This is a genomic window from Nocardioides sp. URHA0020 (assembly GCF_000620705.1).
Lineage (GTDB): Bacteria > Actinomycetota > Actinomycetes > Propionibacteriales > Nocardioidaceae > Nocardioides.
Genome location: NZ_KK211166.1, coordinates 586929 through 606991, shown reverse-complemented (window position 1 = coordinate 606991; position 20063 = coordinate 586929). Strand labels below are relative to the sequence as shown.

The window sequence follows — 20063 nt, the reverse complement described above, 5'->3', positions numbered from 1 at the left end:
GCGAGCGTCGTCGAGACCCCCGCACCCGCGCGCCTCCTGCCTTGGCGTGGGGGATCTCGTCGACGCTCAGGCCTGGCGGCCTTCGCTGCTCGATCGGCGGGCGGCACGTTCGGTGCTCGATCGCCGGGGCGCCCAAGCCGATTTAGGGCATGGCGCCCTTTACTAAATGCCCAGGTCAGCGCGGATTTTCGGGACCTTCGACCTCAATCTGCGCGTCGTGCCCTCCCTCGCGTGCGCGGCCAGAACGGGAGTGGTTAACTGTGTCCCGCGCCACTAGTGATTCAATTCACAAAGTCACAAATCGGCCCTTCCGGGCCGAGTCCGGCGCGGTGGACAGCAGGAGGGAACGCGAGGCATGGAGCTCTACACGCCGGTCCTGGCGCTGACCCTGCTCGCCGCGTTGTTCGCGGTGGGATCCGTCGCGATGAGCTCGCTCGTGGGTCCCTCGCGCTACAACCGCGCGAAGGCCGACTCCTACGAGTGCGGCATCGAGCCGACACCCCAGCCGGTCGGCGGTGGCCGCTTCCCGGTGAAGTACTACATCACCGCGATGCTCTTCATCGTCTTCGACATCGAGATCATCTTCCTCTACCCCTGGGCCGTGCGCTTCGACGCCCTGAAGCTCTTCGGGCTGGTCGAGATGGTCATCTTCATCGCCACCGTCTTCGTCGCCTTCGCGTACGTGTGGCGGCGCGGCGGCCTCGAGTGGGACTGAGGGCTGCGATGCACTCCACCTGCCTGCGCCCGCGCGGCGCCTCGCAACTCGCAGCACCTGACGGTGTGGAAGGGACCATCTGATGGGCATCGAGGAGAAGCTCCCGAGCGGCGTCCTGCTGACCACGGTCGAGGGTGTCGCCGGCTACATGCGCAAGGCGTCGTTCTGGCCGGCCACCTTCGGCCTCGCGTGCTGCGCGATCGAGATGATGACCAGCGGCGGCCCGAAGTACGACCTCGCCCGCTTCGGCATGGAGGTCTTCCGGGCCAGCCCGCGTCAGGCCGACCTGATGATCGTCGCCGGTCGGGTGAGCCAGAAGATGGCGCCGGTCCTGCGTCAGATCTACGACCAGATGCCCAACCCGAAGTACGTGCTGGCGATGGGCGTGTGCGCCAGCAGCGGCGGCATGTTCAACAACTACGCGATCGTCCAGGGTGTCGACCACGTCGTGCCCGTCGACATGTACCTCCCCGGCTGCCCGCCGCGGCCCGAGATGCTCATCGACGCGATCCTCAAGCTGCACGACCAGGTCCAGCACACCAAGCTCGGCGCCAACCGGCTCGCGGAGATCGAGACGCTCGAGACCGAGGCGCTGCGCGCCCTGCCGACCTCCGAGATGCGGGGCCAGCTCCGATGAGCGACAAGACGCCCGAGCAGCCGGCCGTCGAGCAGTCACCCGAGAACGTGCCGGCTCCGGTCGGCGAGGTCCGGCAGGTCGGCGTACGCCAGGGCATGTTCGGCGGCCGCGGCACCGGCGACACCAGCGGGTACGGCGGCCTCACCCAGGCCATCACCTACCCCGGGGAGGCCCAGCGGCCGTACGGCGGCTGGTTCGACGAGGTCGCGGACGCTCTGGAGCAGTCCGCCACCGAGGCCGGCCTCGAGGCGTCGACCCCGCGGGTCGTCATCCACCGCGGCGAGATCACCTTCCACGTGCGCCGCGAGGACCTGCCGGTCGTCGCGAAGGTGCTGCGCGATGAGCCGCGGCTGCGCTTCGAGCTCTGCTCGGGCGTCAGCGGCGTCCACTACCCGGCCGACACCGGGGCCGAGCTGCACGCGGTCTACCACCTGCTCTCGATGACCCACAACCGCCGGATCCGGCTCGAGGTCACCGCGCCCGACGCCGACCCGCACATCCCGTCGATCGTGGCGACGTACCCGACCAACGACTGGCACGAGCGCGAGACGTTCGACATGTTCGGGATCGTCTTCGACGGCCACCCGGCGCTCACCCGCATCCTGATGCCCGACGACTGGCCGGGCCACCCCCAGCGCAAGGACTACCCGCTGGGCGGCATTCCCGTGGAGTACAAGGGCGCGACGGTCCCGCCGCCCGACGAGCGGAGGTCCTACAGCTGATGAGCACCACAGACGACCTGTACGCAGGCAGCAGCGACACCACCGAGGGCAAGGTCTTCACCGTCACCGGTCAGGACTGGGACTCCATCGTCGACGGCCTCGGGGCCATGGACGACGAGAGCGCCGACGAGCGCATCGTCGTCAACATGGGCCCGCAGCACCCATCCACGCACGGCGTGCTCCGGCTGATCCTCGAGCTCGAGGGCGAGACGGTGACCGAGGCCCGCTGCGGCATCGGCTACCTGCACACCGGCATCGAGAAGAACATGGAGTACCGCTCCTGGGTCCAGGGCGTCACGTTCTGCACCCGGATGGACTACCTCTCGCCGTTCTACAACGAGATGACCTACGTGCTCGGCGTCGAGCGGCTCCTCGACATCGAGGACCAGATCCCCGAGAAGGCCCAGGTCATGCGGGTCCTGCTCATGGAGCTCAACCGCATCTCCTCCCACCTGGTCTGCATCGCCACCGGCGGCATGGAGATCGGCGCGCTGACCGTGATGACGATCGGCTTCCGCGAGCGGGAGCTCGTGCTCGACCTCTTCGAGCTGATCACGGGCCTGCGCATGAACCACGCGTTCATCCGCCCCGGTGGCGTCGCCCAGGACCTGCCGCCGGGCGCGCTCGACGAGATCCGCAGCTTCGTCGCCCTGATGAAGAAGCGCCTGCCCGAGTACGCCGACCTCTGCAACGCCAACCCCATCTTCAAGGCCCGGCTCGAGGGCGTGGGCGTGCTCGACCTCGAGGGCTGCCTCGCGCTCGGCCTCACCGGCCCGGTGCTCCGCAGCACCGGCTACCCGTGGGACCTGCGCAAGACCCAGCCCTACAGCGGCTACGAGACCTACGACTTCGACGTCCAGACCTGGGACACCGCCGACTCCTACGGCCGGTTCCGCGTGCGGCTCGCCGAGATGTGGGAGTCGCTCAAGATCATCGAGCAGGCCGCCGACCGGCTGGCCAGGCTCGACGGGGCGCCGGTGATGGTCGCCGACAAGAAGATCGCCTGGCCCAGCCAGCTCGCGATCGGCAGTGACGGCATGGGCAACAGCCTCGACCACATCCGGCACATCATGGGTGAGTCGATGGAGGCCCTGATCCACCACTTCAAGCTGGTCACCGAGGGCTTCCGGGTCCCGGCCGGCCAGGCGTACGTGCCGATCGAGTCGCCGCGCGGCGAGCTCGGCGCCCACGTCGTCTCCGACGGTGGCACCCGGCCCTTCCGGGCGCACTTCCGCGACCCGTCGTTCACGAACCTCCAGGCCACGAGCGTGATGAGCGAGGGCGGCATGGTCGCCGACGTCATCGTCGCGATCGCGTCCATCGACCCCGTGATGGGAGGTGTCGACCGATGACGTTGACCCCGGAGACGTACGACGAGCTGCGTGCGATCGGCGCCCGCTACCCGGAGCCGCGCTCGGGCCTGCTGCCCATGCTCCACCTGGTGCAGTCGGTCGAGGGTCGGATCACCCCCGAGGGCATCGAGGCCTGCGCGGACGTCCTCGGCATCACCGCCGCCGACGTCAGCGGGGTCGCGACGTTCTACACGATGTACAAGCGCCGCCCGGTCGGCGACTACCACGTCGGGGTCTGCACCAACACGCTGTGCGCGGTGATGGGCGGCGACCAGATCTTCCAGCGGCTCAAGGACCACCTCGACGTGGGCAACGACGAGACGACCGACGACGGCAAGGTGACGCTCGAGCACATCGAGTGCAACGCCGCCTGCGACTACGCGCCGGTGATGACGGTCAACTGGGAGTTCATGGACAACATGACCCCCGAGTCGGCGGTCACCCTGGTCGACGAGCTGCGCTCCGGCACCGAGGTGCAGTCGACGCGCGGCCCGCGCATCGTCACCTGGCGCGAGGCCGAGCGGGTCCTCGCCGGCTTCCCCGACGACCTCGCCGACGACGGCCCCGCGGCCGGCCCGGCGTCCCTGGTCGGTCTCGGCATCGCGCGGGAGCGCGGCTGGACCGCACCGCCGAGCGACGCGAGCGGTTCGAGCGAGGGTGTCGCCGACACCAAGGCCGAGGCGGTCGCCCAGGCCGACACCTCCCGCGCGGAGACCGAGACGAAGCAGGAAGAGGCCAGCGATGACTGATGTGCTGACGCCCGTCCTCACCGACAACTGGGGCGACGAGCGCGCGTGGACGCTCGCGTCGTACGCCGCCCGTGGCGGCTACACCGCGCTCGACAAGGCGCTCTCCATGACCCCGGACGCGGTCATCGCCGAGGTCAAGGACTCCGGCCTGCGCGGTCGCGGCGGCGCGGGCTTCCCCACCGGCATGAAGTGGGGCTTCATCCCGCAGGACAACCCCAAGCCGAAGTACCTCGTCGTCAACGCCGACGAGTCCGAGCCCGGGACCTGCAAGGACATCCCGCTGATGATGGCCAGCCCGCACACGCTGGTCGAGGGCGTCATCATCAGCTCCTACGCCATCCGCGCCAACAAGGCGTTCATCTACATCCGCGGCGAGGTGCTGCACGTCATCCGCCGCGTGCAGCGCGCGGTCGAGGAGGCGTACGCCGCCGGCCACCTCGGCACCGACATCCACGGCTCGGGCTTCGACCTCGACATCGTGGTGCACGCCGGCGCCGGCGCCTACATCTGTGGCGAGGAGACAGCGCTGCTCGAGGGACTCGAGGGCCGGCGCGGCCAGCCGCGCCTGCGCCCGCCGTTCCCCGCCGTCGCCGGCCTCTACGCGAGCCCGACCGTCATCAACAACGTCGAGTCGATCGCCTCGGTGCCGAGCATCATCGGCCACGGCCAGCAGTGGTTCGCCTCGATGGGCACCGAGAAGTCCAAGGGCTTCGGCATCTTCTCGCTCTCGGGGCACGTGCAGACGCCGGGGCAGTACGAGGCCCCGCTCGGCATCACGCTGCGCACCCTGATCGACCTCGCGGGCGGTGTCCGCGAGGGCCACGAGCTGAAGTTCTGGACGCCCGGTGGCTCCAGCACCCCGCTGCTCACCGCCGAGCACCTCGACATGCCGCTGGACTTCGAGGGCGTCGGTGCGGCCGGCTCGATGCTGGGGACCCGCGCGCTGCAGATCTTCGACGACACCACCTGCGTCGTGCGCGCCACCCTGCGCTGGACTGAGTTCTACAAGCACGAGTCGTGCGGCAAGTGCACCCCGTGCCGCGAGGGCACGTGGTGGCTGGTGCAGACCCTGACGGCGCTGGAGAAGGGGCAGGGCACCGAGGCCGACCTCGACCTGCTGCTCGACCAGTGCGACAACATCCTGGGCCGCTCGTTCTGCGCCCTGGCCGATGGTGCGGTCAGCCCCATCATGAGCTCGATCAAGTACTTCCGCGACGAGTACGTTGCGCACCTCACCGAGGGCGGGTGCCCCTTCGACCCGGCCCGCTCGACCGCCTGGGCAGGACAGGAGGTGACCGCATGACGGTCTCGACCCCATCGACCGGCTCGACCGGTGGCAGCGCAGAGATGGACCGGACCGACCTGGTCACGCTCACCATCGACGGCGTCCAGGTCAGCGTCGCCAAGGACACCCTGGTGATCCGCGCCGCCGAGCAGGTCGGCGTCCAGATCCCGCGGTTCTGCGACCACCCGCTGCTCGCGCCCGTCGGAGCGTGCCGCCAGTGCCTGGTCGACATCCCCGACGCCGGCAACGGTCGCGGGTTCCCGAAGCCGCAGGCCTCCTGCACCCTCCCGGTCGCCGAGGGCATGGTCGTCAACACCCAGGCCACCAGCGAGGTCGCCGACAAGGCGCAGCAGGGGATCATGGAGTTCCTGCTGATCAACCACCCGCTGGACTGCCCGGTCTGCGACAAGGGCGGCGAGTGCCCCCTGCAGAACCAGGCCATGTCGAACGGCCGGGGCGAGTCGCGCTTCTCTGCCGGTGGCGGCCTGAAGCGGACCTACCCCAAGCCGATCAACATCTCCGCCCAGGTGCTGCTCGACCGCGAGCGGTGCGTCCTGTGTGCCCGGTGCACCCGCTTCTCCGAGCAGATCGCCGGAGACCCGTTCATCGCGCTGATCGAGCGGGGTGCGCTGCAGCAGGTCGGCATCTACGAGCGCGAGCCCTTCGACTCGTACTTCTCGGGCAACACCATCCAGATCTGCCCCGTGGGCGCCCTGACCAGTGCCGACTACCGGTTCCGCTCCCGCCCGTTCGACCTGGTCTCGACGCCCGGTGTGGCCGAGCACGACTCGTGCGGCGCCGCCATCCGGATCGACCACCGTCGCGGCAGGGTGATGCGTCGCCTGGCCGGCAACGACCCCGAGGTCAACGAGGAGTGGATCAGCGACAAGGACCGCTTCGCGTTCCACTACGCGACCGAGCCCGACCGGCTCGGCTACCCGCAGATCCGCGAGGACGGCGAGCTGCGGCCCGCGTCCTGGCCCGAGGCCTTCGCGGTCGCGGCCCGCGGACTGCAGGCGGCCGGAGCCACCGGCGTGCTGACCGGCGGCCGGGTGACGGCCGAGGACGCCTACGCCTACAGCAAGTTCGCGCGCGTCTCGCTCGGCACCAACGACGTCGACTTCCGCTCCCGCCCGCTCTCGGCCGAGGAGGCCGCCTTCCTCGCGGCCGAGGTCGTGCTCCGCAGCGAGGTCACGTACGCCGACCTCGAGTCCGCCGGGACCGTGGTCCTCGCCGGGCTCGAGCCCGAGGACGAGGCCGCGACGATCTTCCTGCGGCTGCGCAAGGCCACCATGCACGGCACCACCCGCGTCGTCGCGATCGCGCCGTACGCCACCCGCGGGCTCACGAAGATGAGCGGCCACCTGCTCCGCACCGCTCCGGGTGACGAGGCCGCCGCCCTGGAGGCGCTGGTCGAGCACGCCGAGCACGGCGTCGACAGCACCGCCGTGATCCTCGTGGGCGAGCGGCTCGCGACCGCGCCGGGGGCGCTGAGCGCAGCCGTGACGCTGGCTCGCCGTACCGGCGCCCGACTGGCCTGGGTCCCGCGACGTGCGGGCGACCGCGGCGCGGTCGAGACCGGCTGCCTGCCCAACCTGCTGCCCGGCGGTCGACCCGTCGCCGACCCGGCCGCGCGCGTGGACGCCGCCGCCGAGTGGGGAGTCGACCACCTGCCCGACGCGGTCGGCCGCGACGCGGACCAGATCGTCGCCGCCCTGGTCTCCGGCGAGCTCGGGGGACTGGTCGTCGGTGGCGTCGACCCCGACGACACCAGCGACCCGGCCGCGACGCGAGCCGCGATCGCCGCCGCGTCGTTCGTGGTCGCGCTCGAGCTCCGCGAGACCGACGTGACCCGCGCCGCGGACGTCGTCTTCCCGGTCGCCCCCGTGGCCGACAAGGCCGGCACCTTCGTCACCTGGGAGGGTCGTCCGCGTCCGTTCGACGCCGTCTTCTCCAGCCCGAGCTCACTGCCCGACCTGCGGATCCTGGCCGGCATCGCCGAGGAGCTCGCCGCGCTCGGCCACGGCAGCCCCCTGGGCTTCCGCACCGTCGTCGAGGCGCGCGCGGAGATGGAGCAGATCGGGCCGTGGGACGGCGAGCGCGCCTCCCTCGACGGTCTCGAGACAGCACCTCATACGCCCTCAACCACCGGTCACGCCCTCGCGGCGTGGAAGCTCCTGGTCGACAACGGCACGATGCAGGACGGCGACAAGGCCTACCGCGCCACCGGCCGCTTCCCGGTCGCCCGGGTCTCGGCAGCGACGTACGACGCCCACGGCGCGACGCTCACCCTCACCGGTGACCGGGGCTCGGTGACCCTCCCGGCCGAGGTCGCCGACCTCGCCGACGACGTCGTGTGGGTGCCGGCCAACTCCGGCGGCAGGGGCGTGCTCGCCGACCTGGCCTCCCCCGGCAGCCGCATCACCGTGACGGGAGGCAACGCATGATCGCGCCGGTCCTGCCGCTCGCGGCCGATGACCTGTCGGACTTCGGTCACGACGTCTGGTGGGTCATCCTCGTCAAGACGCTGCTGATCTTCGTGGTCCTGGTGCTGCTCACCCTCTTCAACATCTGGTGGGAGCGCCGGGTCGTCGCGCGGATGCAGCACCGCATCGGCCCCAACGTGCACGGACCCTTCGGCCTGCTGCAGTCGTTGGCCGACGGCGTGAAGCTCGCGCTCAAGGAGGACCTCACGCCCAAGGCGGCCGACAAGCTGGTCTTCATCATCGCGCCCGTCCTCGCCACGGTGCCGGCGTTCGTGACCTTCAGCGTGATCCCGTTCGGACCGACCGTGGACTTCTTCGGCGAGCGCACCCCGCTGCAGCTCACCGACATGCCCGTGGCCGTGCTCTTCGTGATGGCGATCGCGTCCATCGGCATCTACGGCATCGTGCTCGGCGGCTGGTCCAGCGGGTCGACGTACTCGCTCCTCGGCGGCCTGCGCTCGAGCGCGCAGATGATCTCCTACGAGGTCGCGATGGGCCTCGCCCTGGTCGCGGTCTTCCTGTACGCCGGCTCGATGTCGACCTCCGAGATCGTGAGGGCCCAGGACGACCTGTGGTTCGGGCTGATCCTCGCGCCGTCGTTCGTCATCTACGTGATCGCCATGATCGGTGAGACCAACCGCGCGCCGTTCGACCTGCCCGAGGCCGAGGGCGAGCTCGTCGGTGGGTTCCACACCGAGTACAGCTCGCTCAAGTTCGCGCTGTTCTTCCTCGCCGAGTACATCAACATGGCGACGGTCTCGGCGCTCGCGACCACGCTCTTCCTCGGCGGCTGGCACGCGCCGTTCTGGATCGACCACGTGTGGGCCGGAGCCAACGAGGGCTACGTCCCGCTGATCTGGTTCTTCGGCAAGGTGCTCTTCTTCGTCTTCATCTTCATCTGGCTGCGGGGCTCGCTGCCCCGGCTGCGCTACGACCAGTTCATGGCGTTCGGCTGGAAGCGGCTGATCCCGATCGCACTGGTGTGGATCGTCGCGGTCGCGACCATCCGCGCGGTCTCGCTCGACGGCGGGCTCGACCGCCGCTGGCTGATGATCGGCATCGGCGTCCTCGCGGCGCTCTTCGTGGTGCTCTTCTTCTTCAGCGACGCCTCCGACGATGAGGAGGCCGCGGCGCCCGCCGAGGCTCGGGCGGGCGGGTTCCCCGTGCCGCCGATGCCGGCCGGCGGCGCCGTACGCGGTCCGGCGCAGCCGCTCACCTTCAGCTCCTCGAGCTCCACCGTCCCCGGAGGGGAATCCTGATGGCCCAGCCGAACGATCAGTCGAAGTCGTTGAAGGAGCAGCTCTGGGACCCGGTCGCGGGCTTCGGGGTGACCTTCCGGACCATGTTCAAGAAGGTCGTGACGGAGCAGTACCCGTTCGAGAAGATGCCGACCGCGCCCCGGTTCCACGGCCGGCACCAGCTCAACCGGTGGCCCGACGGCCTCGAGAAGTGCATCGGGTGCGAGCTCTGCGCCTGGGCCTGCCCGGCCGACGCGATCTACGTCGAGGGTGCGTCCAACGACGAGAGCGCCAACGGTGAGGGCCGCTTCAGCCCCGGCGAGCGCTACGGCCGCGTCTACCAGATCAACTACCTGCGCTGCATCCTGTGCGGCCTGTGCATCGAGGCCTGCCCCACCCGGGCGCTGACGATGACGAACGAGTACGAGCTGGCCGACAACAACCGGACCGACCTGATCTACGAGAAGTCCGACCTGCTGGCCCCGCTGCTGCCCGGCATGGAGCAGCCGCCGCACGCGATGCTGCTCGCCGACGACGACGCCGCCTACTACCGCGGCGAGTTCAGCGCTCCGGCGCCCGCGCCCACCACGGCCGGTGACGCCTGATGATCGCCTTCTGGATCCTGGCGCCGATCATGGTGCTGGCCGCGCTCGGCATCCTGTTCGTGCGCAAGGCGGTGCACGCCGCGCTGCTGCTCGCGGTCGTGATGATCTCGCTGGCGGTGCTGTACGCCTCCCTGGACGCGCCGTTCCTCTTCGCGGTGCAGATCATCGTCTACACCGGCGCCATCCTGATGCTCTTCCTCTTCGTGCTGATGCTCGTCGGCGTGGACGCGTCCGACTCGGTCGTCGAGACGATCCGTGGCCAGCGGATCCTCGCCATCGGCGCCGGCGTCCTGCTCGGCACCGGGCTGGTGGTCGGCCTCGGCCAGATCTCGCTCGGCACGGCGGTCGGTCTCGACGACGCCAACGCGCCCGGCAACATCCAGGCGCTCGCCGACATCCTCTTCTCCCGCTACGTGTTCGCGTTCGAGACCACCAGCGCCCTGCTCATCACCGCGGCCGTCGGTGCGATGGTGCTCGCCCACCGCGAGCGCCTCACGCCGAAGGCGCGCCAGCCCGAGCTCGCCGCCCAGCGGGTCAAGGACTACGCGGAGAAGGGCACCCACATCGGGCCGCTGCCTCCTCCGGGCGTCTACGCCCGCCACAACGCGGTCGACACCCCCGCCCTGCTGCCCGACGGCACCGCCGCCCCGACCTCGGTCTCCCGGGTGCTCATCGCCCGCGGCACCATCCGGTCGGCCCCGGCGACGGCCGACGCCATCGACGAGATCGAGAAGCAGATCGGCTGGGCCCCGCACTCCGGGGGCAGCGGCGCGGCCACCCCGCCGGCCACGACCGACGAGGAAGCACCGGCGGCGGGTGACGGCGCATGAACATCCAGGCGTACGTCGTGCTGTCGGCGATCCTCTTCACCATCGGCTGTGTCGGGGTGCTCACCCGGCGCAACGCGATCGTGGTCTTCATGTGCGTCGAGCTGATGCTCAACGCCTCCAACCTCGCGCTGGTCGCCTTCGCCAAGCAGCACGGCAACCTCGACGGTCAGATCGCCGCCTTCTTCGTGATGGTGGTGGCTGCGGCCGAGGTCGTGGTCGGGCTCGCGATCATCATGACGATCTTCCGGACCCGACGCTCGGCCTCGGTCGACGACGCCAGCCTGCTGAAGTACTAGGGGTTCTGACTGATGTACGCATTCCACGAAGCCGGGGGCATCCCGGTCGTCGACCCCAGCGCTGCGGACGGTGTCTTCGGCCTGCTCTGGCTGGTGATCGCCCTGCCGCTGGCCGGTGCCGCGGTCCTGCTCATCGGTGGCCGGTTCACCGACCGGTGGGGTCACCTGCTCGGCACCGCGCTCCCGATCGGCTCCTTCGCGATCTCGGTGGCGCTCTTCGTCTCGCTGCTCGGCCGCGACGACGACAAGCGCCAGATCGGCCAGCACCTCTACACCTGGTTCGAGACCGGCCACCTCGACGTCGGCATGGACCTGCTCTACGACCCGCTGTCGGCGCTCTTCCTGCTGCTGATCACCGGCGTCGGATCGCTGATCCACGTGTACTCGATCGGCTACATGGCGCACGACCCGCGCCGGCGCCGGTTCTTCGGCTACCTCAACCTCTTCGTCGCCGCGATGCTGATGCTCGTGCTGTCCGAGAACTACCTCGGGCTCTTCCTCGGCTGGGAGGGCGTCGGCCTGGCGTCGTACCTGCTGATCGGCTTCTGGCAGCACAAGCCCACCGCTGCCGCGGCGGCCAAGAAGGCCTTCGTGATCAACCGCGTCGGCGACATGGGCCTCTCGCTCGCGATCATGCTCTTCTTCATCACGTTCGGCTCGACCAGCTTCACGGTGATCAGCGCCGGTGCCGGTGAGGCGTCGTCGACGACGGTGACGATCCTCGGTCTCCTGCTCCTGCTCGGCGCCTGCGGCAAGTCGGCCCAGTTCCCGCTGCAGGCCTGGCTCCTGGACGCGATGGAGGGCCCGACCCCGGTGTCGGCCCTCATCCACGCGGCGACCATGGTGACCGCAGGCGTCTACCTGATCGTCCGCTCCAACTTCATCTTCGACCTGGCGCCGCACGCCCAGACGGCGGTGGTCGTCGTCGCGGTCATCTCGATCTTCTGGGGTGCCTGGATCGGTAGCTCCAAGGACGACATCAAGAAGGCCCTGGCCGGCTCCACGATGAGCCAGATCGGCTACATGATGCTGGCCGCCGGGCTCGGCGTCGCCGGCTACGCCTTCGCGATCTTCCACCTGCTCACCCACGGCTTCTTCAAGGCCAACATGTTCCTCGGCGCCGGCTCGGTCATGCACGGGATGGACGACGACGTCGACATGCGCCACTACGGCATGGTCCGCAAGGCGATGCCGGTGACCTACCTGACGTTCGGGATGGGCTACCTCGCGATCATCGGGTTCCCCGGCTTCTCCGGCTTCTGGTCCAAGGACAAGATCATCGAGACCGCGCTCGCCGACAACTGGCTGGTCGGCCTCTGCGCGCTGCTCGGTGCCGGCGTCACCGGCTTCTACATGACGCGACTGATGCTGATGACGTTCTTCACCGACAAGCGCTGGGAGAAGGGCGTCCACCCGCACGAGTCGCCGTCGGTGATGACCGTCCCGCTGATGGTGCTGGCCGCGCTGTCCGTCCTGGGCGGCGTCTTCCTGATCGGCGACTGGATCGTCGACTTCCTGGCCCCCGTCGTCGGCACCCCGGAGCACGAGGACCCGCCGATCCCGGCACTCGCCGTGACCGTCCTGGCCGTGCTCGTCGTGGCCGTCGGGGTCGCGGTCGCCTGGCTGCTGGTCGGCAGGCGCGACGTACCGCGCGAGGCTCCGCAGGACGTGTCGTTCGCGACCCGCGCCGGTCGCAACGAGCTCTACGGCAACCTGATCAACGACACCCTCGTGGTCAACCCGGGCAAGCACCTCACGACCGCGCTGCTCGCCACGGACAAGTACGCCGTCGACGGCGTGCTCACCGGCGGTCCCGTCGCGGTCGGTGCCCTGGCCGGGGTCGCCCGCCGCGTGCAGAACGGCTACGTGCGCTCCTACGCCCTGTCCATCCTCCTCGGCGCGATCCTCGTCGCCGCTGTCCTCCTGGCGGTGAACCTCCGATGAGCGACTTCCCCTGGCTCACCGCGCTGATCGTGGTGCCGCTCGTGGGCGCCCTGGTCACCGCCGTCGTGCCCGAGCCGCGTCGGGAGACCGCGCTGCCCAAGCAGGTCGCGCTCGGCTTCTCCCTGGTCACCGCGGTGCTCGGCATCGTGATCGCCACGCAGTTCCACGCCGGCGACGGCATGCAGCTGACCGAGACGCACACCTGGATCGAGGCGTTCGGGGTGCACTACGCCCTCGGCGTCGACGGGCTCGGCCTGCTGATGATCCTGCTGACCGTCGGGCTGGTCCCGGTCGTCTTCCTGGCCTCCTGGCACGAGGCCGACGGCCGCAACCCGGCGGCGTTCTTCGCGTGGGCGCTGGCCCTGCAGGGCTTCGCGCTCTGCGTCTTCGCCGCGACCGACGTCTTCCTCTTCTACGTGGTCTTCGAGGCGACGCTGATCCCGGCGTACTTCCTGATCGGTGGCTTCGGCAGGGAGGGCCGCGGCTTCGCGGCACTGAAGTTCCTGATGTACCAGCTCGGTGGCGGCCTGGTGCTGCTCGCCGCGGTCATCGGTCTCTACGTCGTCTCCGCCGACGCGGGCACGCCGTCGTACCTGCTCTCCGACCTGCAGCAGCTCGACATGAGCACGGCCTGGGAGCGCTGGCTCTTCGTCGGCTTCATGATCGCCTTCATCGTCAAGGCGCCGCTCTTCCCGCTGCACACCTGGCTGGCCGACACCACCGAGAAGGCGACCCCCGGCACGAGCGTGCTGCTGGTCTGCATCCTCGACAAGATCGGCACCTTCGGGATGCTGCGCTTCTGCCTGGGGATCTTCCCGAACGCCTCGCAGTGGGCGACGCCGGTCGTCATCACCCTGGCGCTGATCTCGATCGTGTACGGCGCGTTCCTCGCCATCGGGCAGGACGACATCCTGCGCCTGATCGGCCTGACCTCGCTGAGCCACTTCGGCTTCATCACCCTCGGCATCTTCGCGCTCACCAGCCAGGGCGGCTCCGGCTCGATCCTCTACATGGTCAACCACGGTGTCGGCACGGCCGCCCTGTTCCTGCTCGCGGGCTACCTGATCAAGCGCAAGGGCACCTCGCTGATCAGCGAGATCACCGGGATGGAGAAGCGCACCCCGGTGCTCGCCGGGCTCTTCCTCGTCGCCGGCCTGGCCACGCTCGGCCTCCCCGGTCTGAGCCAGTTCGTGTCCGAGATCCTGGTGATGATCGCCGCGTTCGACTACCACTGGTGGGTCGGTGCGGTCGCGGTGACCGGGATCGTGCTGGCCGCCGTCTACGTGCTCTGGCTCTACCAGCGCACCATGACCGGCCCGTCCGTGCCCGGTGACGAGGGGATCCTCGACCTCGGCCGGCGCGAGCTGGTCGCCGTCGTACCCCTGCTCGCCGCCCTCGTCGTCTTCGGCTTCTTCCCGCAGCCCATGCTCGACGCAGTCAACCCGACCGTCGACTCGTTGCTCCAGCACGTCGGGGTCTCCGATGACCCGCCCACCGTCCCCGCGGCAGAGGAAGGTGCTCACTGATGGACGCCGTCTTCACCAAGCCCACCATCGAGTACGCCGACATCTGGCCGCTCGTCCTCGTCTTCGCGGTCGCCTGCATCGGGGTCGTCATCGAGGCGTTCGTCCCGCGGGAGCGCCGCTTCATCGTGCAGACCGTGCTCGCCGGGGCCGGCCTGGTGGCCGCCCTGGTCGGGACCGTCGTGGTCGCCCGCGACCTGACCGTCCACGCCGACGGCGCCGCCCGGGGTGCGATCGACGTCGAGGGCACGATCGCCGTCGACGGTCCGGCGGTCTTCTTCTGGGGACTGATCCTGATCGTCGCGCTCGGTGGCGTGCTGCTCTTCGCCGAGCGCCGCCTGGAGGGCGGGGTGTCCGCGTTCGCCGGCCAGGCAGCAGCGCTGCCCGGGACGGAGGCGGAGCGCCAAGCCTCCAAGATCGGCCTCGAGCACACCGAGATCTACCCGCTGCTGATGTTCGCCGTCTTCGGGATGATGCTCTTCCCGACGGCCAACGACCTGCTGACGCTCTTCGTGGCGCTCGAGGTGCTGTCGCTGCCGCTCTACCTGCTCTGCGGTCTCGCGCGTCGCCGGCGGCTGCTCAGCCAGGAGGCGGCGCTCAAGTACTTCCTGCTCGGTGCCTTCTCCTCCGGCTTCTTCCTGTACGGCGTCGCGCTGACCTACGGGTTCGCCGGGTCGATGCAGTACGCCGACATCAACGAGGCGGTCCGCAACGACCTCAGCAACCAGTCGCTGCTGCTCATCGGCATCGGCATGCTGACCGTCGGGCTGCTCTTCAAGGTCGGTGCCGCGCCGTTCCACTCGTGGACGCCCGACGTCTACCAGGGCGCGCCCACCCCGGTCACGGCGTTCATGGCGGCCGGCACCAAGATCGCGGCGTTCGGTGCGATCCTGCGGCTGTTCTACGTGGCCTTCGGCTCGGAGCGCTGGACCTGGCAGCCGATGCTGTGGGTGGTGGCGATCCTGACGATGGTCGTGGGCGCCGTGCTGGCGGTCGTGCAGACCGACATGAAGCGGATGCTCGCCTACTCCTCGATCGCGCACACCGGCTTCCTGCTCACCGGCGTCCTCGGTGTCCAGCAGGCGTCGGACCTGTCCGACGGCGAGGTCACCTCCATGCAGGCCGTGCTCTTCTACCTGACGACGTACGGCTTCGCGATGCTCGGCGCCTTCGCCGTCGTCACCCTGGTGCGCGACTCGTCCGGCGAGGCCACGACCTTCGCCCGCTGGCAGGGCCTGGGTCGCCGCTCGCCGTTGGTCGCCGGACTGTTCGCGTTCTTCCTGCTCTCGATGGCCGGCATCCCGCTGACCGCCGGGTTCGTGGGCAAGTGGGCGGTCTTCACGGTCGCGCTGTCCGCGGGTGCGTGGCCGGTCGTGATCGCCGCGATCCTGTGCAGCATCATCGCGGTCTTCTTCTACGTCCGCGTGATCGTGCTGATGTTCTTCGTCGAGGGTCTCCCGGACGGTGAGGTCGCGAGCGTCACGCGTCCGTCGCTGCTGACCTCGGCGACCATCGCCGTCGGGCTGGCCGCCACGGTCGTGCTGGGCGTCGTACCCGGCCCGGTGCTCACGCTGGCGGGCCATGCTGGACAATTCCTCAGGTGATGTCCGGACCTGCCGCTCTCGCACTCCCCGTCGGTGACGACGGGCTCGCCGCGCGGCTGCGCGAGCGCCTGGAGCTGGTGGAGGTGGCGCTGGCCGGACACGTCCGCAGCCGTGCCGCGTTCGTGACGGAGACGGCCAGTCACCTGATGGCGGCCGGCGGCAAGAGGTTCCGCCCGCTGCTGGTGCTGCTGGCGGCCGAGCTCGGTGACCACCCCGCCTCCGACGAGGTCATCACCGCGGCCTGCGTCGTCGAGCTGACCCACCTGGCGTCGCTCTACCACGACGACGTGATGGACGAGGCCGACCTGCGTCGCGGCGCGGACGCCGCCCACACCCGGTGGGGCAACCACGTCGCGATCCTCACCGGCGACTTCCTCTTCTCGAAGTCCTCGGAGCTGACCGCCGAGCTCGGCGCCGACGCGGTCCGGATCCAGGCCCGGACCTTCACCCGGCTGGTCGAGGGCCAGATCCTCGAGACCGTCGCGCCGCAGCCCGGCGAGGACCCGCTCGAGCACTACCTCGAGGTCGTCGCCGGCAAGACCGGCTCGCTGATCGCCACCTCGGCCCGGTACGGCGCCCGCTTCGGCGGCGCCTCCCGCGAGGTCGAGGACGCCCTGACGGCGTACGGCGAGATCGTCGGCTCGGCCTTCCAGCTCTCCGACGACATCATCGACATCGCCTCCGAGTCCGGTGAGTCCGGCAAGACCCCGGGCACCGACCTGCGCGAGGGCGTCCCGACCCTGCCGGTGCTGATGGCCCAGGCGTCGACCGACCCTGCCGACGCGCGGCTCCTCGAGCTCCTCGCCGGTGAGCTCACCGATGACGCGCTCCACGCCGAGGCCCTCGACCTGCTGCGCAAGCACCCCGCCCTCGACCAGGCACGCGCATACGTCGTCGCCCGGGCGGCCGAGGCCAAGCAGCAGCTCGTCGCCGTGCCCGAGGGTCCGGTGCGCGCCGCGCTCGAGGCCTTCGCCGACGTCGTCGCCGGCCGGACCGCCTGAGCCCGCCGGGCGCTCAGACGTCCTTCGGCAGCGCGCCGATCCGGCACAACGCGAGCCGCTAGTCCGCGCTCAACCCCACCAGTGCCGCGGACCGCTCCCACAGCCCGTCGATGGTCGCCTGGTCGCTGGCCTGCTTCCTCTCGCGGCCGTCGGCCTTGAAGCGGTCGAAGTAGCGGCCGTTGATCTCCGGGTCCGGGCCGCGCTCGGCGAGCGCGATCAGGGGCGCGGCGCCGTCGGGGACGCTGATCGTCGCGAAGCGCTTGAGCGGTGAGCGGTAGGCGAGCCCGACGAGCCACGAGTCGCGCCCGAACGAGCTGCCCACCGGACCCGGGTGCACGGCGACCGAGACGACGCCGTCCGCGGCCCAGCGCTGGGCGATGCCGCGGGTGAAGACGATGTTCATCAGCTTGCCGGTGCCGTAGGCCGGGAACTCCCACGCGCGTCGGTGCTCGTAGTCGAGGTCGTCGAGCACGATCTTGCCCATCAGGTTGCCGACGCTGGAGGTGTTGACGACCAGCGACGAGCCGGCCGCGGCGAGCTGCGGGCGCAGCAGGTGGGTGAGCAGGTACGGCGCCAGGTGGTTGACCTGGAAGTTCGGCTCGTGCCCGTCGTGGGTCGTCGCTGCCGGGGCGAAGGTGCCACCGGCGTTGTTCATCAGCAGGTCGAGACCCTCCACCCGCTCGCCGACCTGCGCGGCGAGACGGCGTACGTCGTCGAGCCGCGAGAAGTCCGCGACCAGCGGCTCAGTGCCCACCGCCTCGGCGACCGGGCGCAGCTTGTCGGCCGAGCGGCCGGTGACGTGCACGGTGGCGCCTCGGTCGGCCAGCACCCGGGCCGTCTCGGCGCCGATCCCGTCGCTCGCGCCGGTCACCAGGACCGTGCGGCCCGCCATCGTCTGTTCGCTCATGCGCCGAGCCTAGGGCTGGCGTGCCGGCTCGCGGCGTCCGATCGACGGCCGAGATGGTCCCGCGCGGTGCTGGGGGACGGCCCTACGCCGCGGTCGTGGCCTCGACGGTGAGCCGCAGCTGCAGGCGCCGGTGGTTGACCGCCTCGACGGTGAAGATCAGCAGTGCGATCCAGACCAGCGCGAAGCCGGCCCAGCGACCGGCCGGCATGTCCTCGTGGAACCACAGCACCCCGAGGGCGAACTGCAGGACCGGCGCGAGGTACTGCAACAGTCCGAGCGAGACCATCGAGACCCTCGTCGCGGCGGCGCCGAAGCAGATCAGCGGGACCGCCGTCACGATCCCGGTGGTCACGAAGAGCAGCGAGTGGCCGACGCCGTGGTTGGCGAAGTTCGAGCCACCTGTCGCGCCGAGCCAGGCGACGTACGCCAGGGCGAACGGCGCGATCACGGCCGTCTCGTAGGTGAGGCTATCGGTGGCGCCGACGTTGGCCGTCTTCTTGCACAGCCCGTAGCTGCCGAACGAGAAGGCCAGCACGAGAGCGACGTACGGGAGCCGTCCGTAGTCGAGGCTGAGCACGACGACCGCCGCCGTCGCGATGCCCATCGCGGCCCACTGCAGCGGGCGCAGCCGCTCGTGCAGGATCAGCACGCCCATCAGGACCGTGACCAGCGGGTTGATGAAGTAGCCGAGCGAGGTCTCGACGACCCGGCCGTTGTTGACGCCCCAGATGTAGGTCGCCCAGTTCACGCTGATCACGACCGCGGCCACCGTCAGCAGCAGGCGGACCCGCCGGTCGCGCCAGATCGCGAGCAGCTGCGGCCCCCGCCGGAGCACCAGCAGGAGCACGCCCATGGTGAGGCACGACCAGAGCACCCGGTGGGCCAGGATCTCGAAGGCGCCGGCCGGCTCGAGCAGTGGCCAGTAGAGCGGGAAGAGGCCCCACATCGCGTACGCCGCGACGCCGAAGAGCAATCCACGGCGGGCGTCAGGCACGGGCTCAGGATAGGTGGGCGGTCAGTCGGACGGCCGGGCGGGCAGGCGCCCGGCCGCGACTGGACGGACTCGGGACGGCTAGACGACGGTCCAGGTGTCGCCGCCGCCGATGAGGTTCGCGAGCCGCTCGCTCGGCGTGCCGGGCGCCGCCTCCCGGGAGGAGGCGATCTGGGCGCGGGCGCCGTCGTCGTACGTCGGCCGCTCGACCTGGCGGAAGATGCCGATCGGCGACTGGTTGAGGTAGCCGGAGTCGGTCAGCCGCGAGATCGCGAACGCCATGGTCGGGTCGGGGTTGTGCGCGTCGTGGACCAGGACCTGGTCCTCGCCGACCTGGCCGGGCTCGGCGCCCACCTCGACGATCTTGACGCCACCGGTCTCGCTGTCGCGGACCAGTCCCTTGCCGCCCCCGACGCCGAAGCGGATCGGCTCGCCGTGGACCAGCGGGATGATCGCGTCGGCCTTGGTGTCGTTGTTCTTGATCGCGTCGAAGGCGCCGTCGTTGAAGATCGGGCAGTTCTGGTAGATCTCGACGATGGAGGTGCCCCGGTGCGCGGCGGCCGCCGAGAGCACCGAGGTGAGGTGCTTGCGGTCCGAGTCGATGGTGCGAGCCACGAACGAGCCCTCGGCGCCGAGTGCGAGCGACACCGGGTTGAACGGGTGGTCCAGGGAGCCCATCGGGGTCGACTTGGTGATCTTGCCGGCCTCGGAGGTGGGGGAGTACTGACCCTTGGTGAGCCCGTAGATCCGGTTGTTGAAGAGCAGGATCGTCATGTTCACGTTGCGGCGCAGCGCGTGGATCAGGTGGTTGCCGCCGATCGAGAGAGCGTCGCCGTCACCGGTGACGACCCACACCGACAGGTCCTCGCGGGCGGTGGCGATGCCGGTGGCGATCGACGGCGCGCGACCGTGGATCGAGTGCATGCCGTAGGTGTCGAGGTAGTACGGGAACCGCGAGGAGCAGCCGATGCCGGAGACGAAGACGATGTTCTCGCGGCGCAGCCCGAGCTCCGGCAGGAAGCCCTGGACGGCCTTGAGCACGGCGTAGTCGCCGCACCCGGGGCACCATCGGACCTCCTGGTCGGAGGTGTACTCCTTGCTGGTCTGGGGCTGGTCGTTGGTCGGGACCAGCTCGACGCCGGATCGCAGGCCGGGGAAGGGCAGGTTCTCGGTGCTGC

At 70.1% G+C, this 20063-nt stretch carries 18 protein-coding genes; 15 read left to right on the top strand and 3 right to left on the bottom strand.

What is annotated here, in order from left to right:
* Positions 1-355: 355 nt before the first annotated feature.
* From N542_RS0107435 to N542_RS0107365, 15 genes are all read left to right on the top strand, one after another.
* Positions 356-715: an NADH-quinone oxidoreductase subunit A gene (locus tag N542_RS0107435; RefSeq protein ID WP_028643390.1), complete on the top strand. Its 360-nt coding sequence runs from the start codon at positions 356-358 to the stop codon at positions 713-715.
* A gap of 82 nt (positions 716-797) precedes the next feature.
* Positions 798-1352: a NuoB/complex I 20 kDa subunit family protein gene (locus tag N542_RS0107430; RefSeq protein WP_028643389.1), complete on the top strand. Its 555-nt coding sequence runs from the start codon at positions 798-800 to the stop codon at positions 1350-1352.
* Positions 1349-2074 carry an NADH-quinone oxidoreductase subunit C gene (locus tag N542_RS0107425; protein WP_028643388.1) on the top strand — a complete coding sequence of 242 codons (726 nt, stop codon included), beginning with the start codon at positions 1349-1351 and terminating at the stop codon, positions 2072-2074. Before N542_RS0107430 ends, N542_RS0107425 begins: the two co-directional genes overlap by 4 nt.
* Positions 2074-3426: an NADH-quinone oxidoreductase subunit D gene (locus tag N542_RS0107420; RefSeq protein WP_028643387.1), complete on the top strand. Its 1353-nt coding sequence runs from the start codon at positions 2074-2076 to the stop codon at positions 3424-3426. Before N542_RS0107425 ends, N542_RS0107420 begins: the two co-directional genes overlap by 1 nt.
* Positions 3423-4175, top strand: a complete 753-nt coding sequence (nuoE, locus tag N542_RS0107415) for an NADH-quinone oxidoreductase subunit NuoE (RefSeq protein ID WP_028643386.1) — start codon at positions 3423-3425, stop codon at positions 4173-4175. Before N542_RS0107420 ends, nuoE begins: the two co-directional genes overlap by 4 nt.
* Positions 4168-5478, top strand: a complete 1311-nt coding sequence (gene nuoF, locus N542_RS0107410; protein ID WP_028643385.1) for an NADH-quinone oxidoreductase subunit NuoF — start codon at positions 4168-4170, stop codon at positions 5476-5478. The genes nuoE and nuoF overlap by 8 nt, the downstream gene beginning before the upstream one ends.
* Complete coding sequence (locus tag N542_RS0107405) at positions 5475-7907, top strand: NADH-quinone oxidoreductase subunit G (RefSeq protein WP_028643384.1); 2433 nt, start codon at positions 5475-5477, stop codon at positions 7905-7907. The genes nuoF and N542_RS0107405 overlap by 4 nt, the downstream gene beginning before the upstream one ends.
* A complete protein-coding gene (gene nuoH / locus N542_RS23805; protein ID WP_051551479.1) occupies positions 7904-9205 on the top strand; it encodes an NADH-quinone oxidoreductase subunit NuoH in 1302 nt (433 codons plus the stop codon). The genes N542_RS0107405 and nuoH overlap by 4 nt, the downstream gene beginning before the upstream one ends.
* A complete protein-coding gene (gene nuoI, locus N542_RS0107395; protein ID WP_051551478.1) occupies positions 9205-9789 on the top strand; it encodes an NADH-quinone oxidoreductase subunit NuoI in 585 nt (194 codons plus the stop codon). The genes nuoH and nuoI overlap by 1 nt, the downstream gene beginning before the upstream one ends.
* Positions 9789-10619, top strand: a complete 831-nt coding sequence (locus N542_RS0107390; protein WP_028643382.1) for an NADH-quinone oxidoreductase subunit J — start codon at positions 9789-9791, stop codon at positions 10617-10619. The genes nuoI and N542_RS0107390 overlap by 1 nt, the downstream gene beginning before the upstream one ends.
* Positions 10616-10915, top strand: a complete 300-nt coding sequence (nuoK, locus tag N542_RS0107385) for an NADH-quinone oxidoreductase subunit NuoK (RefSeq protein ID WP_028643381.1) — start codon at positions 10616-10618, stop codon at positions 10913-10915. Before N542_RS0107390 ends, nuoK begins: the two co-directional genes overlap by 4 nt.
* A gap of 12 nt (positions 10916-10927) precedes the next feature.
* The gene (gene nuoL, locus N542_RS0107380) at positions 10928-12859 is read left to right on the top strand and encodes an NADH-quinone oxidoreductase subunit L (protein WP_051551477.1); all 1932 of its coding nucleotides are present in this window, start codon (positions 10928-10930) and stop codon (positions 12857-12859) included.
* On the top strand, positions 12856-14385 hold the full coding sequence (locus tag N542_RS0107375; protein ID WP_028643379.1) for an NADH-quinone oxidoreductase subunit M: 1530 nt from the start codon (positions 12856-12858) through the stop codon (positions 14383-14385). Before nuoL ends, N542_RS0107375 begins: the two co-directional genes overlap by 4 nt.
* Entirely contained in the window at positions 14385-15986 is a 1602-nt protein-coding gene (nuoN, locus tag N542_RS0107370; RefSeq protein ID WP_028643378.1) for an NADH-quinone oxidoreductase subunit NuoN, read from the top strand. Before N542_RS0107375 ends, nuoN begins: the two co-directional genes overlap by 1 nt.
* Entirely contained in the window at positions 15986-16987 is a 1002-nt protein-coding gene (locus tag N542_RS0107365) for a polyprenyl synthetase family protein (protein ID WP_028643377.1), read from the top strand. The genes nuoN and N542_RS0107365 overlap by 1 nt, the downstream gene beginning before the upstream one ends.
* A 58-nt stretch (positions 16988-17045) precedes the next feature.
* On the opposite strand, the gene N542_RS0107360 is transcribed toward N542_RS0107365, so the two are convergent.
* The 3 genes from N542_RS0107360 to N542_RS0107350 form a co-directional block, all read right to left on the bottom strand.
* Entirely contained in the window at positions 17046-17894 is an 849-nt protein-coding gene (locus N542_RS0107360) for an SDR family NAD(P)-dependent oxidoreductase (RefSeq protein ID WP_036506640.1), read from the bottom strand.
* An 82-nt stretch (positions 17895-17976) separates the two neighbouring features.
* Positions 17977-18888 (bottom strand): EamA family transporter RarD, encoded by a 912-nt coding sequence (gene rarD / locus N542_RS0107355; RefSeq protein ID WP_028643375.1) that lies wholly within the window; start codon positions 18886-18888, stop codon positions 17977-17979.
* Between the two features lie 78 nt (positions 18889-18966).
* Positions 18967-20049, bottom strand: a complete 1083-nt coding sequence (locus N542_RS0107350) for a 2-oxoacid:ferredoxin oxidoreductase subunit beta (protein WP_028643374.1) — start codon at positions 20047-20049, stop codon at positions 18967-18969.
* Between the last annotated feature and the right edge of the window lie 14 nt (positions 20050-20063).